Below are 17,639 nucleotides of genomic sequence, written 5' to 3'. Positions count from 1 at the left end.
TGCGCCGGCCGGGTGAGGAACCGATTACTCATGGTGCGACAAGGGGATCATCGGCCGGTATGCCGACGAAGAACCGTGGCCGCAGGCCCTCGCACCGCCGCCACCTCGCCGCCCTCACCGCGCTCGCCGCCCTCACCACCGGCTGCGCCGCCCTGCACTCCCAGGACGACGGCGACACCCACGCCGCCTCCGCCCCCGCCGCGCCGCCCGCCGTCCAGCCGGCCGCCGCCGCCCCGGAGGGCGCGGCCGGACAGGAGATGAACGGTCAACTGTCCGAAGCGGAGCGGCAGTCGCGGGAGAAGGAGGCCGCGCTCACGGCCGCCCGACGCTGGGGCCTGGCCGCCCTCCCGCTGACGGCGCCCGCCGCGCCCGCCGAGAAACCGGAGCTCACCGAGGGGCCGAACGTGCTCCTCGCCGACGGCCTGCCGCCGGTCGTCCGCCGCGTCCCCACCGAGGACAACGTGGTGTTCCTGACCGTGGACGACGGCGCCGAGAAGGACCCGGAGTTCGCCCAGATGGCCGCCGAACTGGGCGTGCCGATGTCCGTGTTCGTCTCCGACTACCTGGCCCGCTCCGACTACGGATACTTCCGCGCCATGAACGACCGCGGCGTGTCCGTCAACAACCACACCATCAACCACCCCGACCTGCGCCGTCTCGGCGCCGACGCGCTCCGCCGCGAGATCTGCGACCAGCAGGACCGCCTGGAGGAGGAGATCGGCACCCGCCCCTACCTCTTCCGTCCCCCGTACGGCGAATACACCCCCGCCGCCCTGCGCACCGCCGCGTCCTGCGGGGTCACGGCCGTCGCGCTGTGGACCGAGGAGGCGTTCCCCGACCACCTCGAGTACCGCTACTCGGACGAGGTGCTCCACTCCGGCGACATCATCCTCACCCACTTCCGCGCCCCGGCCGCCGGCTGGAACGGCACCATGTCCGACATGCTGCGCCGCGTCGTCGACACCGCCACCGCCGAGGGCTTCGCCATCGGCCGCCTGGAGGACTACCTCTGACGGCACACCCGGGGAACCGGGCGACAGCGCCGATCGCACGCCGCCAGCCTGCGCCGATGACCGCCGAGCTGCTGCCGCACCTCCCCCGCCGACGCGTGCCCGTCGCCGCGCCCACCGTCCGGACGCCGCTCGGGCCGCTCACCTTCACCGCCGAGCTCGACGGCCGCGCGCTGTCCGCCGTCCCCGACACCCTGCATCACCTGCCCACCGGCGCCCGCCTCGCCCGCTGGGCGGCCCCCGAGGCGGACGTCGAGCTGCTGCTCACCCCGTACCTGCCGGAACCGACCGGCTTCAGCCGGATCGTCACGCACGCCTGGCTGCCGGCCGACCCGGACGCCGAGGAGGAGGACAACGCCGCCTGGTGGGCGGCCGGCGAGCCGCTGGGGGCGGTCCTGTCGGCGGCCGCCGGGGAGGCGGTGACGGTCAGGGGGCGACGAAGCCGGAGCGGTAGGCGATGACCACGGCGTGGGTGCGGTTGCGGGCGCCGAGCTTGGTGAGGATGTTCGCGACGTGGGTCTTGACGGTCTCCGCGCCGAGGAACAGCGACCTGGCGATCTCCGCGTTGCCGAGTCCGGCGGCCATCAGGCGCAGCACTTCCTGTTCGCGGTCGGAGAGCGGGTGCGCGAACGGGGTGGCCTCGCGGCGGTGACGGAGTGCCAGGTCGCGCACCGAGTCGGGGAACATCAAGGTGTCGCCGAACGCGGCCAGCCGGACGGCCTGCACGATGGCCTCCGGCCGGGAGCGTTTGAGCAGGAAGCCGGCGGCCCCCGCGAGCAGCGCGTCGTGGACGCTGTCGTCGTTCTCGAAGGTGGTGATGACCACGACCCGGGGAGCGGGGACGACCGTGTCGAGGATCCGCCGGGCGGCCTGGATGCCGTCGAGTGCGGGCATCCGGACATCGGTGAGCACCACGTCGGGTGTCAGGGTGCGGGCGAGTGCGACGGCCTGGGCGCCGCTCTCGGCCTCGCCGACCACTTCGATGTCGGGTTCGGCGGAGAGGATCACGGCCAGGCCGGACCGGACCAACGGTTCGTCGTCGGCGATCAGCACCCGGATGGGGTCAGCGCTCACAGGTCCCCTCCGGGGCGGTCGGTGGTTCGGTGAAAGGGCGGGCCAGGGTGATCGGCAGTCGGGCGGTCACTTGCCAGCGCCCGTCGACCGGGCCGAACTCGGCTTGGCCGCCGACGAGTTGGGCGCGTTCGGCGATGCCGCGGGTGCCTCGGCCGCCCCGGCGGGTGGGGCGGCGCGCAGCGGGCAGGGGGTTGGAGATCCGCAGGCGCAGCTCGCCCGCGGCGGCCTCGACGGTCACGTCCACGGGTGAACCGGCGGCGTGGCGGAGGGCGTTCGTGAGGGCTTCCTGGACGATGCGGTAGGCCTCGCGGGAGACCACGGCGGGTGTGGTGTCGAGGTCGCCGACGGTGAGTGCGACGGGTGCGCCGGTGGCGCGGGCGGTGTCGGCGAGGCGGTGGATGTCGCGCAGGTCGGGTTGGGGGGTGCGGCCGGGGCTCTCCTCGCGGAGCAGGCCGAGGACGTGGTCGAGTTCGTCGGCGGCCGACCGGGCGGCTTCCTCGATGGCGGCGAGGGCGCGGCGGGCGTACTCCGGGTCGCGGTCGAGGATTCGGCCGGCGGCCGCGGCCTGCAGGGTGACCACGCCGAGTGCGTGGCCGACGGAGTCGTGCAACTCCCGTGCGAGGCGGTTGCGTTCGGCGAGGCGGGCACTGTGGCGTTCGGCCTCGGCGAGTTTCTCGGCGGCGGACGGTCCGAGCAGCGCGGGCGCGGAGCGTTCGAGTACCAGGCCCGCCGCCCGGGCGGCCGTCGGCAGCAGCACGGCGAGCAGCAGGCCGGCGGCGGGGCCGAGCCAGGCCGGAACGGCGCCCAGCCATCCGGGGGGCGAGTCCAGGAACGGGCGGACGGTCAGCAGCACCACGACGGCGGGCGGGACGGCCAGCGTGGCCCCGGAGACGGGCGCGCCGAGTCCGAGGTGCAGGACGGCCCAGGCGGCGGTCCGTCCGCGCGAGGCCGTCCAGTCGTCCGGGCGCTCGCCCCAGGGGCCGACCGGGAGCAGGGTCCGGACGATCGCCGACTCGAGTTGCCGGACGGAGGGAAGGGTCGCGGCGGTGGCGGCGACCAGGGGCAGCGCGGCCAGGTAGGCGACGATCTGGAACAGCAGCGACCGGAGCAGCGAGGTGGCCGGGGCTATCGGTTCGAGGACGAGTCCGAGGGCGATGTTGGTCACGAAGCAGAACGGCGTCATCATCGCGCCGCCCAGGATCAGCAGCGCCCAGCGCCGCAGGGCCGCCCGGCCGATCAGGGCCCGGGCGGCCCGGCGGACCTCCCCCCGTAGCGTCACGCCGGGATCATCCCACTCCGGTCGCCGCCGTCCTCGGACGCCCCCTGCCCGGCGGGTGCGGCGGCGGCCTGGACCACCATCAGGGCCAGCACGGTGGCGAGCACCGCGCCCGCCAGCGTCTGGAACCCGCCGACGAGTGCCAGGCCGCGCATGTCGTCGCCCTTGTTCAGCGGGGTGCTGAGGGACGAGGAGATCAGCCAGAAGAGCCCCCAGCCGAAGGCCGTCCCGGTGCCCACCCAGGCCGTGACCAGCAGCCGGAGGGCGGGCCCGCCGTCCGGTCGCTGCCGGGTCACCGCCAGCATGGCGATCAGGCCGGCCAGGATGATCAGGGCGTACCCGCTGTCGATGATCAGGGACTGGCTCGCCGTGCGGGTGTCGCCGGGGCGAAGGGCGTGGCTGCCGAACGCCCAGGACAGCTGGATGCCCACCGGGATCAGGCCGAACGCGGCGACCCCGGCCGCGATCAGCCGGCGCGCCCCGGCGGCCGGGCCGACGGGCAGGTCGCGCAGGCGCAGCGCGAAGACGCCGGCCCAGCGTTCCCGGGCGTGCAGCACGAACCCGGCGACCAGTCCGACGGCCTGGAGGCCGAACCCGCCGTAGACGACGGCGTACACCCAGCCGTCGATGAAGTCCTGGCCCGGGTTGCCGGAGGAGGAGAAGCCGTCGGTGAGCACGCCGACCACGGCCGCGACGGGTACCACCAGGGCGATCGGTGCGAGCAGGCCGGTGGCCACCCACATCGGCAGGATCAGCAGCCAGCCGGGGATCCGCCGTCCCCAGGGGCGGGCCAGGGCGAGTGCGAGGGCGGCCGCGATCGCGTCCATGCCGAGGGTCGCCAGGTTGGCGCCGATCATGGCGCCGCTGTGCATGCCGTCGCCGTGCACGCCGATGCTGCTGCCCGCGACCCAGGCGGCCTTCAGCGTCAGGTAGGGCAGCGTGGCGGCGATCGTTCCGGCGCAGATGAGCGTCCGCAGGCGGCCCCGGTGGGTGCTTGCCGGGAGGTTCGGTGTCGTCATGGCTCCGACGATCCCAATCGCCGGGGGTGGGTCGATTCCCCCGGACAGGGGACTTGGCTCCCCCGTTCGGGGGAGCGCGGCCCGCCGGTGGGTGACGGTCCGTACCGGTCCGCGATAGGTGCGGGGGTGCCGACCGGCAAGCAGGAAGGACTGCCCGTGAATCCGATCGAACGCGCGCTGCGTGCCGTCGACCGCACCCAGCAGCGGCACCGGCCGCCGGCCGCGGTGTTCGGCGTGATCAAGAAGTACGGCGATGACCGGGGCGGGCTGCTGGCCGCGCTGATCACCTACTACGGTTTCGTGTCGCTGATCCCGCTGCTGCTCCTGCTCTCCACCGTGCTGGGCTTCGTGCTGCACGGTCATCCGGGGGCGCAGGAGGCGGTGGTCAACTCCGCGCTGGCCGATTTTCCGATCATCGGCGACCAGTTGCGGGAGAACGTGCACTCGGTGCAGGGCAGCGGGCTGGCGCTGGTGATCGGCATCCTCGGCCTGCTGTACGGCGCGCTGGGCATCGCGCAGGTGCTGCAGCACACGATGGCCGAGGTGTGGAACGTCCCGGGCGTGCGGCGGCCCGGCTACTGGCCGCGGCTGGCCCGCAGCCTGGCACTGTTCGGCGCGCTGGGCATCGGACTGGTGGTGACCACCGCCGCCGCGGCGCTGGTCGGCACCACGCTGGCGGGCACGCTCGCCCGGGTCGGCGGGCTGCTGCTGTCGGCGGTGCTGAACACCGCGGTCTTCGTGGCCTGCCTGCGGATCCTCACGCCGAAGGAGGTGCCGACCCGCCGCCTGCTGCCGGGCAGCCTGCTCGCGGGCCCGCTGTTCACCGTCCTGCAGGCGTTCGGCGCGGTGCTGGTGGCGCATCAACTGCGGCACGCCACCGCCGTGTACGGCTTCTTCGCGACGGTCATCGGCCTGCTGTCCTGGCTGTACCTGGCGTCCCAGATCACCGTGTACGCGTCCGAGACGAACGTGGTGCTGGCCCGCCGGCTGTGGCCGCGCTCGCTGCTCCAGCCGCCGCTGACCGGACCTGACCGGGACGTGCTGGAGTCGCTGGCCCTCCAGGAGGAACGCCGCCCCGAGCAGCGCGTGGCGGTCGAGTTCGTCGCGCCCGAACCGGAGCCGGAGGAGACCGAACCTGTGCCCGAGCCGAAGCCCGAGCCGGAGAAACGCGGCGACGAGGAGGGGCCCGAGGAGCGGCGGTAGCCTCCCACAGCCGCCCGACGGAAACGTCGCATTCGCTCAAATCGCTTCGCTTTCACCGCAGTTGACCGGACACTGTTGGCGACGGCCGGGCCACCGGCCGCACCTGATTTCCTTCCGGCGCCGCCGCCCGGCGGTGTCGGCCGTCGAGGAACTTGGGAGAGCCCATGAGCAGTCCGATGAGCAGTCCGATGAGCAGTGGGAGCGAGGCGAAGGCGCCCGGCCGGTCCGGGCGGTGGCGGCTGATCGGGGCCGGCGCGGCGCTGCTGGTCGCGGTGGCGGCCGGCGTGGCGTGGTGGCTGTGGCCCGCGGACGACACCTCGCCGCGGGTGGTGGCGGGGACGGTCCAGGCGGTGGTGCTGCCCGCGGACGAGGTCAGCAAGGCAGTCGGCAGCACGCTGAACGAGCAGACCCGGGCGAGCGAACCGGCGCCCCCGCTGCCGGCCGACCCGCCGGGCTGTTCGGTGGCGGTCGGACCGGCCACCACCGTTGTCTACCAAGGGGGTTGGACGGCGTTCGTGTCGGTGGCGCAGCAGGACTCCGCCGCGTCGGCGGACCACACCGCCACCCAGACCGTCGGCCGGTACGCCACCGCCGACCTGGCGGCGGAGGTGTTCGGCACGCTCGCCGACGGGCTCAAGGCGTGCACCGCCGCCGTCCGGGACGCCTCCGGCGCGAACGCCTCGCGCTGGACGTACCGGGTGGACAGCGCCACCGACACCGCGCTGACCTGGACGGCCACCCAGGACCACGGCGACGGCTGGGCGTGCTACCGGGAGGCCCGGCTGGCCGGGTCGACCGTGCTCCAGTCGGCGGTCTGCCAGGCCGGTGACGGCCGCCCGGCCGCCCGCGCGCTGGCCGACCGGATGGCGGAGCGTGCCAAGTGACGGGCCGGCTGCGGAAGTTGGCGTCCCTCGCACTGGCCTGCACGGCCGCCCTGTTCGCCCTCGCGCTGCCGGCCGGCGCGGCGCCCTCGGACGGCGCGGCCTCCTCGGACGGCGCGGCCGCGATCGAGCCGGTCGCCCCGAGCAGCGCCTACTCCCCCACCCTCAACAACCAACTCACCACGTTCAACCGCCAGTTGGCCGAGCTGCCGACCCAGCAGAGCCTGGACGGGCAGCAGGCCGACCTGGACCGGCGGACCAGCGCGTACAACGAGCAGTCGAAGGCGGTGCTCGACGCGCTCGACGCCAACGACGAGAAGATCCGGCAGCACAACGAGGTGGTCGCGCAGTACCCGAACGGTGCGCCGCCGTCCGTCGCGGATGCGCTGAACGCCGAAGCCGATGCGATCAATTCCGAACAGAAACAGCTCAAGGACAAGGCCAACAAGATCGCAGACGAAGGCGAAGCGATCAAGTCCGGGCAGGCGGACCTGGACAAGCGCAAAGGCGAACTGGATTCCAAGCGCAGCACCTTGCAGAGCGCCCGCGGCTACCTGGTGGACCAGATGGCCACCGAGTTGCTCGCTCGGCTCGCCACCCCGCCCGCCGCCACCGACCCGGGCACCGCCGTCGACCGCGCCCGGCCGTCCGTCACGGCCACCCGCACCGACGGCGGCGACCGGGCCTCCGGCGCGCTGCGTCGCGGGCCGTTCGACTCGTACGCCGGCCGGCACGGCGTCACGGTCGACCCCCGGCCGGTCGACGCCGTGCTGTCCCCCGGCGCGCTGACCAAGTTCGCGATGGCGAACGCGGGCACGGCCGGGCCGACCCGCCGTTTCGACGCCCTGGCCACCCAGGGCGACGGCACCTACCGCGGCCTGTCGCTGCGCGACCCGTCCCGGCCACCGACCGCCGCCGAGCGCGCGTTCGACGACACCGTCAACACCGGCGGCACGGCGGTCACGCTGCTGAACGGCAAGCGGGCCGTGATCAGCGGCACCGACGAGGTCGAGGCCCCGACACCCGCGTCCGCCGTCCCGCCGCCCCGCAACCTCGCGCTCGGACTGGCCGGCCGGGTGCAGCCGTTCGCCGAACGGTACGGCTACGAGCACCTGATGGACCTCACCAAGGCCCAGCTGCGCCGGGAGCTGATCGGCCGGCTCGAGGACCCGAACTACCGGATCCACGTCTCGCTGAAGGACCTCAGCAAGGCCGACCTGCCCAACGTGCTGGCCCGCGGCCGCGCGTACGAGGACGGCATGCGCACCTTCCCGTTCGACGCCAACGGCCGGATCCCCGCCTACGCCGCCACCTGGGAACGCGCCCCGGGCGTCACCGATTGGGAGATGTACCTGATCCACACGCTGCCCGGCGTGCTGGAGCGCACCACCTTCTACGACGAGAACGACAACGCGGTGCCGGACCCGTTCTGATCCGTCTCCCGGCTGTCGGTGGCCGCCGATACCGTCCGGGCCATGACTGATCGTGAGATGTACGCCCCCCTGCGGTTCTTCGAGTACGACCACCGGCCCGGCTCGTACTGCCTGCTGCTGTCGGACGATCGGATGGTCGCGGTGGACGAGGTGTTCGAGGCCGCCGGGCAGCCGAACGGCGGCTACAGCTGGGAGGCGGTGGCCCGTTCCGCGGTGCGTTCGCGCGCGCCGCACTTGGAGGGCCGGTTCGGCTACGACCCGGAGGCCGGCATGTTCGTGGCGTACGGCGAGGACGCGGCGGCGCTGCGCGAACTCGGCGCGCTGCTGTCCGGCGCGTTCCACGACCGGCCGACGCTGCGCGAACTGATCGACGCCGCCGAGCCCGACTGGTTCGACTGATCGGCGCCCCAGCAGACCGCGGACCCGCCGCGTCCCCGGAAACGCGGACACGCCGACGGCCGCTCCCTCCCGAGGTGAGGGGCGGCCGTCGGCGTGTACGAGTGGTCCGGCGGGGCGGACCGGTCAGCGGGTGACCGTATTACTTGGTCAGACCGGCGACGACCGAGCAGACCGGCCAGGCGCCGGGGCCCTGGGAGGCGAGCACCTTCTCGGCGACGGAGATCTGCTGCGCCTTGGTGGCCAGGTTGGCCTGCGGGGCGTACGCGGTGCCACCGAACGCGGCCCACGTGGAGTTGGTGAACTGCAGACCGCCGTAGAAGCCGTTGCCGGAGTTGATCGCCCAGTTGCCGGTCGACTCGCACTGGGCGACCTTGTCCCAGGTGGACGCGTCGGCGGCGTGGGCCCCGGTCGCCGTGACGAGTCCGGCCACCGGCAGAACGGCCACTGCGGCACCCGCCACGATGGCGGCACGGACGCGCTTGCGGGTACGGCTGCCCTTCTCGGCGGTGGTGGCGGTGGTCGTGGCGGTGGCGGTCTCGTTACGGAAGATCATGCGAATCCTTTCGGCTGCCCCGGGCAGGCAAGGCGGAACCAGGGCCCTGGCGGGCCTGCTGCTTCACGCTTGTTGATCGGACGGTGCGGTCGGTTGACCGACCTGCTCTCCGTCGCGGTCACCCTGCCCGTGCGGTGCGACTCGGTGGCCGCTCCGGGGCGTTGATGTCGGGTGATCCCGGGTAGTGCGCCCTGCACTGGTTACGAAGCTACGGGCGTTCTGGCCGATGTCCAAGCATTCGAAGGTCTGTGCAGGTCAGAGCCGCATTACCGGCGGTAAATAGGGCTTCCGCGGCCCGTCGGCCCGCGATTTTCCGGGCCCGGCCGGCCCGCCTTGTGACCGGCCTCACCGGCTTTCGGCCTCCCCCACCGGCGCACCGCACACGCCGCGCAGTCGACCGGCGACCGACTGCCGATCGCCCGCCCTTCCGGCGGTGGGCCGGGCCACAACGGTCACGGTCCGCTCACTCGCCGGGCACCGACCGTGGCGAAATCGGCGCCTCAGGGCGGTGCGCCTCAGGGCGGTGCGCCTCAGGGCGGTGCGCCTCAGACAACGCGGCTCAGGAGAGCGCGGTGAGCACCCGCGGCCCGTCCTCGGTGATCGCCACGGTGTGCTCGGAGTGCGCGCCGCGCGAGCCGTCCGCCGAGCGCAGCGTCCAGCCGTCCCGGTCCACCCGCAGCTCCGCCGTTCCGGTGCACCACCACGGCTCGAGCGCCAGCGTCAGCCCGGGGCGCAGTTCCAGGCCGCGCCCCGCCCGTCCGACGTTGGCGATGTGCGGGTCCTCGTGCATGGTGCGGCCCAGGCCGTGGCCGCCGAAGTCGGTGTTGATCCGGTAGCCGGCCGCGTGGCCGACCTTGGCGATGGCCGCCGACAGGTCGCCCGTGCGGTTGCCGGGCACCGCGGCGGCGATCGCCGCGTCCAGGGCGGCCCGGGTGGAGTCGATCAGGCGGACGTCCTGCTCGGCGGCCGTGCCCGCGATGACGGTGACGGCGGAGTCGGCGACCCAGCCGTCGATCGACACCGCGAAGTCCAGGCTGATCACGTCGCCGTCGCGCAGCACATAGGGGTGGGGCTGCCCGTGCAGCACCGCGTCGTTCACGGACAGGCAGATCACGTTGCGGAACGGGCCGCGGCCGAACGACGGCGCGTAGTCCCAGTAGCAGGAGACCGCGCCGCGCTTCTCGATCAGCTTCCTGGCCTGGTGCTCCAGGTCCATCACCTGGCGGCCGGGCTCGACCATCGCGGACAGTTCGGCCAGTGTCTCGGCGACGAACCGGCCGGTGACGGCCATCTTCTCGATGGCCTGTGGGGTCTTGTACTCGATCACGACACGCTCCCTGCACAGCGGCAGCGCGCCGCCCGCTCCGAGGCTGCCGGTATTTGAATACCGGCGGGACGGGGACACCCTAGCAGCAGAACGGTATTTAAATACCGCCCACTTCAGCTGCCGCCGGGCCCGCTCCCCAGCATCGCCTCGACGGCGGCGCGCGCCTGCCGGGCCGGGGCGTCGGTACCGGCGATCGCGGCGGTGACGATGGCGCCCTCGGCGAGCAGCTGGACGGGCGCGGGCTCGGCGAGGCCGGCGGCGGCGCACCAGTCGGCCAGCTGCCGATGGAAGGCGTCCTTGTGGGAGCGGACCTCCTCGAGCACGGCCGGCGAGGCCGGACCCATCTCACCGAACGCGTTGATCCAGGCGCAGCCCCGGAAGCCCGGCTCGGCACACCAGTCGGCCAGCCAGTCGAACGCGGCCAGCAGCCGGGCCCGCGGCTCGGCGTGCGCCTCGGCGGCGGCGGCGGTGAGCCCGCCCCGCCAGCGCAGGTCACGGCGGCGCAGCACGGCCACCACCAGGTCGTCCTTGGTGGGGTGGAGGCGGTAGATGCGCTTGAGGGGCAGCCCCGAGGCGGCCCGCACCTCGTCCATGCCGACCGCGCGGATGCCCTTCTCGTAGAACAGCGCTTCGGCGGCGTCCAGCAGCTTCTCGTGGTCCTGCCGGGTCTGCTCTTCGGTGAGCGGGGCGGGCATCGGCGCACTCCTGCGGGGGATTGACGTGGAGAACGGTCGTTCCCTAGCCTAGCGTCCGACGCCGATGGAGAACGGCCGTTCTCCACCTTCCGAACGAGGGGCCCACCATGACCGAGGACCGCCCGCCCTACCCGCCGTTCACCCGCGACAGCGCGCTCGCCAAGGTCCGGGCCGCCGAGGACGCCTGGAACAGCCGCGACCCGCAGCGCGTCGCCCTCGCCTACACACCCGACTCGGTGTGGCGCAACCGCGACACCTTCCTCACCGGCCGCCCCGAGATCATCGCCTTCCTCACCGCCAAGTGGGCCCGCGAACACGAATACGCCCTGCGCAAGAACCTGTGGGCGTTCGACGGCGACCGGATCGCCGTCCGCTTCCAGTACGAGTGGCACGACGACGAAGGCCAGTGGTGGCGCAGCCACGGCAACGAGCTGTGGGAGTTCGACCCGACCGGGCTGATGCGGCGGCGCGAGGCCAGCATCGACGACGTCCGGATCGACGCCGCAGACCGCCGCATCCTCGGCCCCCGGCAGGACGACGAACCCGAGCTGCCGGTGCGATAGGCCCTCTCTTCCGGATCTTGCCGGGCTCCCGGGCGGGGCGACGGCGGGCCACCGCGATCGGTAGCGTGGCGGCATGGTGCGAATCCCCCTCACCCCCGAGCAGATCGAAGCCGGCCGGCGCCTGGGCGCGCTGTTCCGCGAAACCAGGGCCGGCCGCGACCCGGTCGCCGTCGCCCAGAGCGCCGGCATCTCCCCCGAGACCCTCCGCAAGATCGAGATGGGCCGTCTCCCCAGCCCCGGCTTCGGCACCGTGGTCGGCCTGTGCGCCGCGCTCGACGTCCCGCTGGACGACGCCGCCCAGGTCTGGCTGGGCGTGGTCGCCGACGACCGGCGCGCCGCCGGCTGACCCCACTCCAGCACGGTCGCCCTGACCGGGGCCCCGCCTCAGACGGTCGCCAGCACCGCGTACCGCTCGTCCGACACCGGGCCGCCCCACAGTTCGGCGTCCTGCGACAGCGGCTCCACCCGCAGTTCACGCACCAACGGCCGTACCGCACGGGCAAGTTGTTCCGCGCTCGCACCACCCGCCCACGGCAGCTCGCCCACGCCCTCCGCGTACGGCTCCGACTCCGCGCCCGCCTCGCGCCACCGGCCCTCGATCAGCACCAGCCGGCCGCCCGGGCGCAGCAGGGTGGTCCAGTGCCGCAGCGCCGCCTCCGGGTCGGGCAGCGTCCACAGCAGGTGCCGGCAGAGCACGGCGTCGAACCGTTCGGCTCCGACGGGCGGCCGCGAGGCGTCCCCCACCATGAACCGCCCGGCAAGCCCCGCCCCGGCCAGCTTCGCCCGGGCCCGCTCCACCATTTCGGCCGCCAGGTCCACCCCCGTCACCCGGTGCCCGGCCTCCGCCAGCAGCCGCGACAGCGACCCCGTCCCGCACCCGGCGTCCAGCACGTCCAGCGGCCCGCCCGGCACCCACTCGGCCACCCGCCGTACCCAGGCCTGTCGGGTGGCCTCGGCCCCCAGTCCGTGATCAGGCTCCTGGTCGAAGGCGGGAGCGGCGTCGTTCCAGTACTCGGCGATGGCGTGCAGGCGGGTGTCCATCCGAGCACCCTCCCATCCGCCGCTGACAATCCGCGGCCCGAACGGATCGTCAACTTCCGCTTTCCTCCTCCGGATTGCTCGACCCTGGACGCCGAAGGTCAGGGCGAACCGAACAGGCTCTCCGCGCACCGGTATTCGAGCAGCGTGGTGTCGGCTTCGATGTCCGCCACCGCCTGCCCGGGATCGCCGCTCGCCGTGCCGTCCAGGCGGAGGCTCAGTTCCCGGAACTCGTCCGCCAGCCTGAGGATCACCGTCCGGACATACGGGGCCGCCTCCGAACTCGCGGACTGCAAAGCGATGTTCGCCGCCCGCGCCGAGGCGGCCTGCCCCGCGCTTCCCGTCCCCGCCGACGCCGACGCCGACGCTGACGCCGAAGCTGCCCGGTACGCGTCCAGCGCCCGCCGCGCCTCGCCGCAGCCCGCCGGTGCGGCACCGTGGGAAGCGGACGACGAGGGCGCCGGGGGCGGCACTGCCGGATCGCGGTCGGTACCGTGCGGGACGAACAGAACGACACCGGCGAGCACGGTGGCAGCGGCCGCGGCGAAAGCCAGCCCGGGCGTCAGCCGAACGCGCCGCCGACGTGCCACCTCCACCCTTCCGCGCGGGCCCACCCAGGCAGCCATCTTCAGCTGCACCATCGGGCGCAGCACCACGAACCCGGTCTCCCGCACCGGCGCGTCCGCCGCACGCTCCGCCCCGACGGTCGACTCGACGCCGACGAGCGACGCCAAGTAGCGCCGCCACCAGGGCACTTCGGGCCCGAGTCGGGGGCGGAACGGGACCGGCGTCGGCCCATCGGCCATGAGCGAGTCCCGGTAGCGACGTCCGAAGCTCATGACCCGACCTCCCCCGGCCGTCCCGGCACCGGCACGGGCCTCTGGTCTTCGGGCTCCCCGGCCACCGGCGGTTCTTCGCCCCTCAGGACGGCCTGCGCGGAGGTGAACGACCCGATCTGCCGCAACAGCGCGGGCGCCGAGGCCCCGGCCGCCACCGCCGCGTACAGTCCGGTGATCTGGGAGTGCAGCAGCCACCCCGTGACCGCCCCGAGTGCGATCCGGCTCAGCCCGGCCGCCAGGTCCGCCGAGAAGTCGACGTAATGGCGCAGCGGCGGCATTCGCCGCCGTCTCTCCTGCCGCGCCCGGTGCCGCGCCGCCTGCCACGCCAGCAACCGCCCATTGGCGACCACCAGTTCGACCACCGCTCCCCCGACGGCGCCGTAACCGGCCGCGTGAGCCCAGTCCAACTCTCCTCCGCCCAAGACAGGTTGATCCTCCGCGAGTGAGCATCCTGCATCCCCGGCCGCCAGTTCAAGACGGCCCCGCCGCAGATCGGGCCGAGACCTGGCATCCGTTCCCGGACGGCAACCTCCGCTTTCCGCGCAGGTAACCGGCGTGGAGTCTCAGGTCTCGACTCGGCCCGTACTCCGCGTGCGGGTCGGGTGGTTGCCGCACAGCAACTGCGCGATCCGGTCGGTGACTTCGACCAGCCAGTCCGGGTCGCCGTGCTCCCGCCCCCAGTGGGCGGCGCTCACCGCGCGGGCCTGGGCCCAGCGGCGGACAAGGCGGTGGTCGAGTTCGGCGGCCTCGGCGTAGATCGCGAGTCGGCGCAGCACGGCCCGCCGCAGGTCGCCTGCGGCGAGCAGGTCGTCAAATCGGCTGCGGAGCAGGGTGATTGCGTCGTAGGCCGGGTCGCCGACGTAGCCCTTGGGGTCGATGGCCAGCCAGGGTTCGCGCTCGGCGGGCAGGATGTTGCCGAGGTGCAGGTCGCCGTGGACGAGGGTGTCTGGCTGGTCGGGTCCGAGTTCGCGGACGGTGGCGATCGCGGTGTCCACCACGTGGCGCGGCAGCGGCCGGGGCAGCCGGTCGGCGTCCCTGCGGAGGTCGGCCGCCCACTGCCCGGACCGGTCGGCGAGGCGTGGCAGTCCGGGCGGCGCGGGCACCGCCAGCCGGTGGGTGAGGCGTCCGGCGATGGCGACGGCTTCGTCCACGGCGACGTCCGGGTGCTCGGCGAGGGTGCGCCGGCCGGCCCGCTCCAGCAGCATCGCGAACCGGGCGTCGTCGCGCCGGAGCAGCCGCACCGCACCACGGCCGCCCCAGACGGCGAACGCGTCCGCCTCGTGTGCGTTGCCCGGGTGCGGGAACGAGACCTTCAGCACGGCCGGCCCCCGTCGGCCGTCCGCACCGGCACCACGACCCCGACCTGCCCGTGCCCCGCCGCCCCGTCCGGCCGACACCCCCACCGCTCCAGCAGCCCCCCGACCAGCGCAGGCAACACTGTCACCCACACCCGCCCCGGTTCACCCTCCCGAGCCACGGTGCTCCGCGCGAAGTCCTCCGGAATCCCGATCACGGTTTCACCTTAACTCGCAACGAAGGACCGGCCGTTGGGAGGTCGAATACGCTGCCCGGATACGGGTCCTCGCCGACCTGGCCGAGGCTGAACCAGATCTCCGGCGGCGCGAGTTCCTGGAGAACTTCCCCTTCGCCACCGGCCTGGTCGAGGAGCCCTGACGTCGATGGCCCTCCCTGGTCGGGCGCGCCGGGCGCGGTCGCGGTCGCGGTCAGCGCAGCTTCGTCCAGAGGAGTCGCTCCGCGCGGGCCGGGTCGTGGTGGACGCCGGACGCGGTGGCGTTCAGGCGCATGACGGCGCGGCCGGGGAGGTAGGGGGGCCAGGGCGGCAGCTGGTCGGCGGTGGGGTGGCCGTGGTGGGCGAAGGTGGTCCAGGCGCTGCGGAGGTTTTCGGAGAGCAGGGGGTTGTTCAGCAGCGGGTCGTTCAAGTGGCCGAAGACGGGGCCGAGTTCGGCCATGTGGCAGGCGCCTAGGGCGCCGTCGAGGGCCGGGGAGGGTTCGGTGAATTCGTAGAACCAGGTGTCCGCGCCGTGGGCGGCGCGGGCCTCGGCGATGCGGAGGGCGGGCACGCGGTAGCCGTGGTCGGTCATCACGGCCGAGAACAAGTCGGCGGCGGTGGCGTGCGGTCGGGTCTCGGCGTAGGTGGCGCGTGCGGCCACGGGGTCGAGGCCGAGGGCGGCGAGGAAGCCGTGCAGGAAGCCGTCGTTGATGCGGTCGGCCATGCCGAGCGGGACGAGGAACAGTCGGAATTCCTCGGCGGTGACGCCAGTGAGCAGGTCGAGGTGGCGGCCCGCGCCGGCGGCGATGGCGTCGACGGGGCGTTCGGGCAGCGTGGCGGTACCGGCGACCGGAAGGACGGTGGTGCCGCCGCCGGCGGACTCGCCCCACTGGGCGGGTTCGGTGCTGCGGGCGATCTCCTGGGCGAGTCGGCTGTTGGCCGCGGCCAACTCCGCGGGCGGGACGGCGGCGAGGCCTTCGACGGTGCACTCGACACCGGCGAGTTCGGCCAGGCGTTCGGTGATGCGGCGCCCGGTCTCGGGGGTGTGGGCGTGGTGTCCGGCGCCGCTCTGGGTGATGGCGCGCCGGAACAGGCCGTCGGCCGAGGGCATCGTCATGAGCGCGGTGATGCCGATCGCTCCGGCGGACTGCCCGAAGACGGTGACGTTGCCGGGGTCGCCGCCGAACGCGGCGATGTTGTCGCGCACCCATTCCAGCGCGGCGATCTGGTCCAACAGGCCGAGGTTGGCGGTGCCGTCGGGCAGCAGCAGGAAGCCTTCGGCGCCGAGCCGGTAGTTCAGGGTGACGCAGACGACGCCGTCGCGGGCGAGGACGGTGCCGTCGTAGGTGGGCAGCGAGCCGGAGCCGTTGCGGAAAGCGCCGCCGTGGATCCACACCATGACGGGCAGTCCTTCGCCGGACGAATGCGGCGACGGCGTCCAGACGTTGAGGTTGAGGCAGTCCTCGCCCTGCGGGCCGGCCTCCACCAGCAGTCCGGCCATCGCGGGGGCGTAGCCGGGCTGCGGGGCGCTGGGGCCGGGGACGAGCGCGTCGCGCACGCCGCTCCACGGTTCGGGGGCCCGGGGCGGCCGCATCCGGTCGGCGCCGAACGGCGGTGCGGCGTAAGGGATTCCCAGGAAGGCCGCGGTGCCGTCGTGGAGGCGGCCGCGGACCTGGCCGTGGCGGGTGCTGACTATGACGCTGCTCATCGGATGTCCAGTTTCGAAGGGGCTCGGGGCAAATGGAGCCTTTCGCCCGATCAGCGCCTCCGCAACCGAATTCCCGCTGCCGGACGCCCAGTTCAGCCGCTGAACGCCAGCCGCAGCGCCAGCACCGCGACCAGCCCGTAGCCCGCCGCGTACGTCGAGCGCCGCACCCGGGGGCCGAGCTTCGCGCCGGCGAAGGCGCCCGCCGCGGCGAGGAGGTGCTGCCAGACCAGGGAGGCCAGGAAGACGCCGGTGACGAAGGCGGTGGCGCCGGCCCGGGCGTCCGCGCCCCGGGCGGTGATCAGGGCGGTGAAGTACAGGGCGGTCAGCGGGTTGACGAGCGTCAGCAGCGCGAAGCGGACGAACGCGCGGGCCGCGCTGCCGACCGACGGGGCCTCGGCGGGTTCGGTGGGTTCGGCGGTGCGGCGCAGGCCGAGCAGGCCGTGGACGGCGATCGCGCCGAGCAGCAGGGCGGAGACGGCGCGCACCGCGCTCTCGTGGCCGGTGAGCAGGTGGGCGACCCGGGGGCCTGCCAGTACGGCGACCGTGGCGTACGCGCCATCGACCGCCGCGACCGCCGTCGCCCCGCCGGCGGCGGGGGCCCAGCCGCGGCGGCCCTCCTGCAGCAGCAGGACCCCGACCGCGCCGAGTGGCACCGCCACCCCGAGTCCCGCCACTACGCCTTCGACCGCCGCGCTTGTCGCCATCCCCTCACGATGGCGGCCGGACCCGCCTGCCCGCACCTCATTTTCGCCCCACCCGGCAGCCAACACCCTTGCGAACAACGAGAGTTCATTCGACCTGCGGCGGGCAGCCCGCTCCCCCGCGCCGCTGGTGCGCGGCCTGCCGCGCGAGCACCGAGCGGTAGGAGAGCAGGGACAGCACCGACTCCGCGGACAGCACGGACGCAGCGCTCCGCCAGGAGCCCACCGACAGCACCGAGCACGACGAGCCGACGCTGCCGAGTGACAGCGCCGAGCCCACCGATCCGATCGACAGCACGGAGTACGCCGACCCGATCGACAGGAACGACCCCACCGATCCGATCGAGAATCCCGCTTCCAGCGCCCTGCGCCACGCGTCCCGGCAGTCCACCACGACCAGCCCTCCACAC

21 protein-coding genes are annotated in these 17,639 nt (G+C 73.8%); 8 read left to right on the top strand and 13 right to left on the bottom strand.

All coding sequences use genetic code 11. The features are described 5' to 3' along the window. Positions 1–59 precede the first annotated feature (59 nt). A complete protein-coding gene (locus ACFYST_RS17855; protein WP_387863342.1) occupies positions 60–1,013 on the top strand; it encodes a polysaccharide deacetylase family protein in 954 nt (317 codons plus the stop codon). Positions 1,014–1,069: 56 nt separating this feature from the next. Then, positions 1,070–1,471, top strand: coding sequence for a hypothetical protein (locus ACFYST_RS17850; protein WP_387863339.1), 402 nt, complete (start codon positions 1,070–1,072; stop codon positions 1,469–1,471). Here the strand turns inward: ACFYST_RS17850 and ACFYST_RS17845 are convergent. From ACFYST_RS17845 to ACFYST_RS17835, 3 genes are read right to left on the bottom strand one after another with little or no spacing between them, the layout of a single operon-like run. Next, positions 1,437–2,084, bottom strand: a complete 648-nt coding sequence (locus ACFYST_RS17845) for a response regulator (protein WP_387863337.1) — start codon at positions 2,082–2,084, stop codon at positions 1,437–1,439. The genes ACFYST_RS17850 and ACFYST_RS17845 overlap by 35 nt on opposite strands. Next, on the bottom strand, positions 2,074–3,363 hold the full coding sequence (locus tag ACFYST_RS17840) for a sensor histidine kinase (protein ID WP_387863334.1): 1,290 nt from the start codon (positions 3,361–3,363) through the stop codon (positions 2,074–2,076). The genes ACFYST_RS17845 and ACFYST_RS17840 overlap by 11 nt, the downstream gene beginning before the upstream one ends. Beyond that, the gene (locus tag ACFYST_RS17835; RefSeq protein ID WP_387863332.1) at positions 3,360–4,379 is read right to left on the bottom strand and encodes a hypothetical protein; all 1,020 of its coding nucleotides are present in this window, start codon (positions 4,377–4,379) and stop codon (positions 3,360–3,362) included. The genes ACFYST_RS17840 and ACFYST_RS17835 overlap by 4 nt, the downstream gene beginning before the upstream one ends. 156 nt (positions 4,380–4,535) lie before the next feature. Here ACFYST_RS17835 and ACFYST_RS17830 point away from each other — a divergent pair, with 156 nt between their 5' ends. The 4 genes from ACFYST_RS17830 to ACFYST_RS17815 all read left to right on the top strand — a co-directional run bounded on the left by ACFYST_RS17830 (position 4,536) and on the right by ACFYST_RS17815 (position 8,295). Further along, the gene (locus ACFYST_RS17830; RefSeq protein ID WP_387863330.1) at positions 4,536–5,582 is read left to right on the top strand and encodes a YihY/virulence factor BrkB family protein; all 1,047 of its coding nucleotides are present in this window, start codon (positions 4,536–4,538) and stop codon (positions 5,580–5,582) included. 188 nt (positions 5,583–5,770) lie between these two features. Beyond that, entirely contained in the window at positions 5,771–6,466 is a 696-nt protein-coding gene (locus ACFYST_RS17825) for a sensor domain-containing protein (protein WP_387863327.1), read from the top strand. After that, entirely contained in the window at positions 6,463–7,896 is a 1,434-nt protein-coding gene (locus tag ACFYST_RS17820; protein ID WP_387863325.1) for a hypothetical protein, read from the top strand. The genes ACFYST_RS17825 and ACFYST_RS17820 overlap by 4 nt, the downstream gene beginning before the upstream one ends. Positions 7,897–7,938: 42 nt before the next feature. Then, a complete protein-coding gene (locus ACFYST_RS17815) occupies positions 7,939–8,295 on the top strand; it encodes an immunity 51 family protein (RefSeq protein WP_387642452.1) in 357 nt (118 codons plus the stop codon). A gap of 139 nt (positions 8,296–8,434) precedes the next feature. On the opposite strand, the gene ACFYST_RS17810 is transcribed toward ACFYST_RS17815, so the two are convergent. The 3 genes from ACFYST_RS17810 to ACFYST_RS17800 all read right to left on the bottom strand — a co-directional run bounded on the left by ACFYST_RS17810 (position 8,435) and on the right by ACFYST_RS17800 (position 10,870). Beyond that, positions 8,435–8,848, bottom strand: coding sequence for a transglycosylase family protein (locus ACFYST_RS17810; protein ID WP_387863322.1), 414 nt, complete (start codon positions 8,846–8,848; stop codon positions 8,435–8,437). Between the two features lie 559 nt (positions 8,849–9,407). Then, positions 9,408–10,175, bottom strand: coding sequence for a type I methionyl aminopeptidase (gene map / locus ACFYST_RS17805; RefSeq protein ID WP_387863319.1), 768 nt, complete (start codon positions 10,173–10,175; stop codon positions 9,408–9,410). Between the two features lie 113 nt (positions 10,176–10,288). Beyond that, the gene (locus ACFYST_RS17800; protein ID WP_387863316.1) at positions 10,289–10,870 is read right to left on the bottom strand and encodes a TetR/AcrR family transcriptional regulator; all 582 of its coding nucleotides are present in this window, start codon (positions 10,868–10,870) and stop codon (positions 10,289–10,291) included. Between the two features lie 107 nt (positions 10,871–10,977). Between ACFYST_RS17800 and ACFYST_RS17795 the strand changes: the two genes are divergently transcribed. Together ACFYST_RS17795 and ACFYST_RS17790 are read left to right on the top strand one after the other, a co-directional pair. After that, positions 10,978–11,433 (top strand): DUF1348 family protein, encoded by a 456-nt coding sequence (locus ACFYST_RS17795; protein ID WP_387642460.1) that lies wholly within the window; start codon positions 10,978–10,980, stop codon positions 11,431–11,433. Positions 11,434–11,506: 73 nt separating this feature from the next. After that, positions 11,507–11,779 (top strand): helix-turn-helix domain-containing protein, encoded by a 273-nt coding sequence (locus ACFYST_RS17790; protein ID WP_387642462.1) that lies wholly within the window; start codon positions 11,507–11,509, stop codon positions 11,777–11,779. A 38-nt stretch (positions 11,780–11,817) separates the two neighbouring features. Here ACFYST_RS17790 and ACFYST_RS17785 read toward each other — a convergent pair whose 3' ends face one another. The 7 genes from ACFYST_RS17785 to ACFYST_RS17755 form a co-directional block, all read right to left on the bottom strand. Further along, positions 11,818–12,474: a class I SAM-dependent methyltransferase gene (locus ACFYST_RS17785; RefSeq protein ID WP_387863314.1), complete on the bottom strand. Its 657-nt coding sequence runs from the start codon at positions 12,472–12,474 to the stop codon at positions 11,818–11,820. 98 nt (positions 12,475–12,572) lie between these two features. Beyond that, positions 12,573–13,310 carry a hypothetical protein gene (locus ACFYST_RS17780; RefSeq protein WP_387863311.1) on the bottom strand — a complete coding sequence of 246 codons (738 nt, stop codon included), beginning with the start codon at positions 13,308–13,310 and terminating at the stop codon, positions 12,573–12,575. Beyond that, positions 13,307–13,717, bottom strand: a complete 411-nt coding sequence (locus ACFYST_RS17775) for a hypothetical protein (RefSeq protein ID WP_387863309.1) — start codon at positions 13,715–13,717, stop codon at positions 13,307–13,309. Before ACFYST_RS17775 ends, ACFYST_RS17780 begins: the two co-directional genes overlap by 4 nt. A 156-nt stretch (positions 13,718–13,873) precedes the next feature. Further along, the gene (locus tag ACFYST_RS17770; RefSeq protein ID WP_387863307.1) at positions 13,874–14,629 is read right to left on the bottom strand and encodes an aminoglycoside phosphotransferase family protein; all 756 of its coding nucleotides are present in this window, start codon (positions 14,627–14,629) and stop codon (positions 13,874–13,876) included. A gap of 405 nt (positions 14,630–15,034) precedes the next feature. Continuing rightward, positions 15,035–16,528, bottom strand: a complete 1,494-nt coding sequence (locus ACFYST_RS17765) for a carboxylesterase/lipase family protein (RefSeq protein ID WP_387863304.1) — start codon at positions 16,526–16,528, stop codon at positions 15,035–15,037. Between the two features lie 92 nt (positions 16,529–16,620). Then, a complete protein-coding gene (locus ACFYST_RS17760; protein WP_387863302.1) occupies positions 16,621–17,232 on the bottom strand; it encodes a LysE family transporter in 612 nt (203 codons plus the stop codon). An 85-nt stretch (positions 17,233–17,317) separates the two neighbouring features. Continuing rightward, positions 17,318–17,623, bottom strand: a complete 306-nt coding sequence (locus ACFYST_RS17755; RefSeq protein WP_387642475.1) for a hypothetical protein — start codon at positions 17,621–17,623, stop codon at positions 17,318–17,320. Positions 17,624–17,639 lie beyond the last annotated feature (16 nt).

Source organism: Kitasatospora sp. NPDC004614, from assembly GCF_042873675.1.
Taxonomy (GTDB): domain Bacteria; phylum Actinomycetota; class Actinomycetes; order Streptomycetales; family Streptomycetaceae; genus Kitasatospora.
The sequence above is the reverse complement of the archived record's forward strand: the minus strand, read 5'-3'. Positions and strand labels throughout refer to the sequence as shown.

Excerpts from the sequence above, each read along its gene's own strand:
- ACFYST_RS17850 (WP_387863339.1), top strand. The coding sequence starts at position 1,070 with ATGACCGCCGAGCTGCTGCCGCACCTCCCCCGCCGACGCGTGCCCGTC.
- ACFYST_RS17785 (WP_387863314.1), bottom strand. The coding sequence starts at position 12,474 with ATGGACACCCGCCTGCACGCCATCGCCGAGTACTGGAACGACGCCGCT.
- ACFYST_RS17835 (WP_387863332.1), bottom strand. The coding sequence starts at position 4,379 with ATGACGACACCGAACCTCCCGGCAAGCACCCACCGGGGCCGCCTGCGG.
- ACFYST_RS17825 (WP_387863327.1), top strand. The coding sequence starts at position 5,771 with ATGAGCAGTGGGAGCGAGGCGAAGGCGCCCGGCCGGTCCGGGCGGTGG.
- ACFYST_RS17765 (WP_387863304.1), bottom strand. The coding sequence starts at position 16,528 with ATGAGCAGCGTCATAGTCAGCACCCGCCACGGCCAGGTCCGCGGCCGC.
- ACFYST_RS17810 (WP_387863322.1), bottom strand. The coding sequence starts at position 8,848 with ATGATCTTCCGTAACGAGACCGCCACCGCCACGACCACCGCCACCACC.
- ACFYST_RS17815 (WP_387642452.1), top strand. The coding sequence starts at position 7,939 with ATGACTGATCGTGAGATGTACGCCCCCCTGCGGTTCTTCGAGTACGAC.
- ACFYST_RS17780 (WP_387863311.1), bottom strand. The coding sequence starts at position 13,310 with ATGAGCTTCGGACGTCGCTACCGGGACTCGCTCATGGCCGATGGGCCG.
- ACFYST_RS17855 (WP_387863342.1), top strand. The coding sequence starts at position 60 with ATGCCGACGAAGAACCGTGGCCGCAGGCCCTCGCACCGCCGCCACCTC.
- ACFYST_RS17790 (WP_387642462.1), top strand. The coding sequence starts at position 11,507 with ATGGTGCGAATCCCCCTCACCCCCGAGCAGATCGAAGCCGGCCGGCGC.
- ACFYST_RS17800 (WP_387863316.1), bottom strand. The coding sequence starts at position 10,870 with ATGCCCGCCCCGCTCACCGAAGAGCAGACCCGGCAGGACCACGAGAAG.
- ACFYST_RS17760 (WP_387863302.1), bottom strand. The coding sequence starts at position 17,232 with ATGGCGACAAGCGCGGCGGTCGAAGGCGTAGTGGCGGGACTCGGGGTG.
- ACFYST_RS17795 (WP_387642460.1), top strand. The coding sequence starts at position 10,978 with ATGACCGAGGACCGCCCGCCCTACCCGCCGTTCACCCGCGACAGCGCG.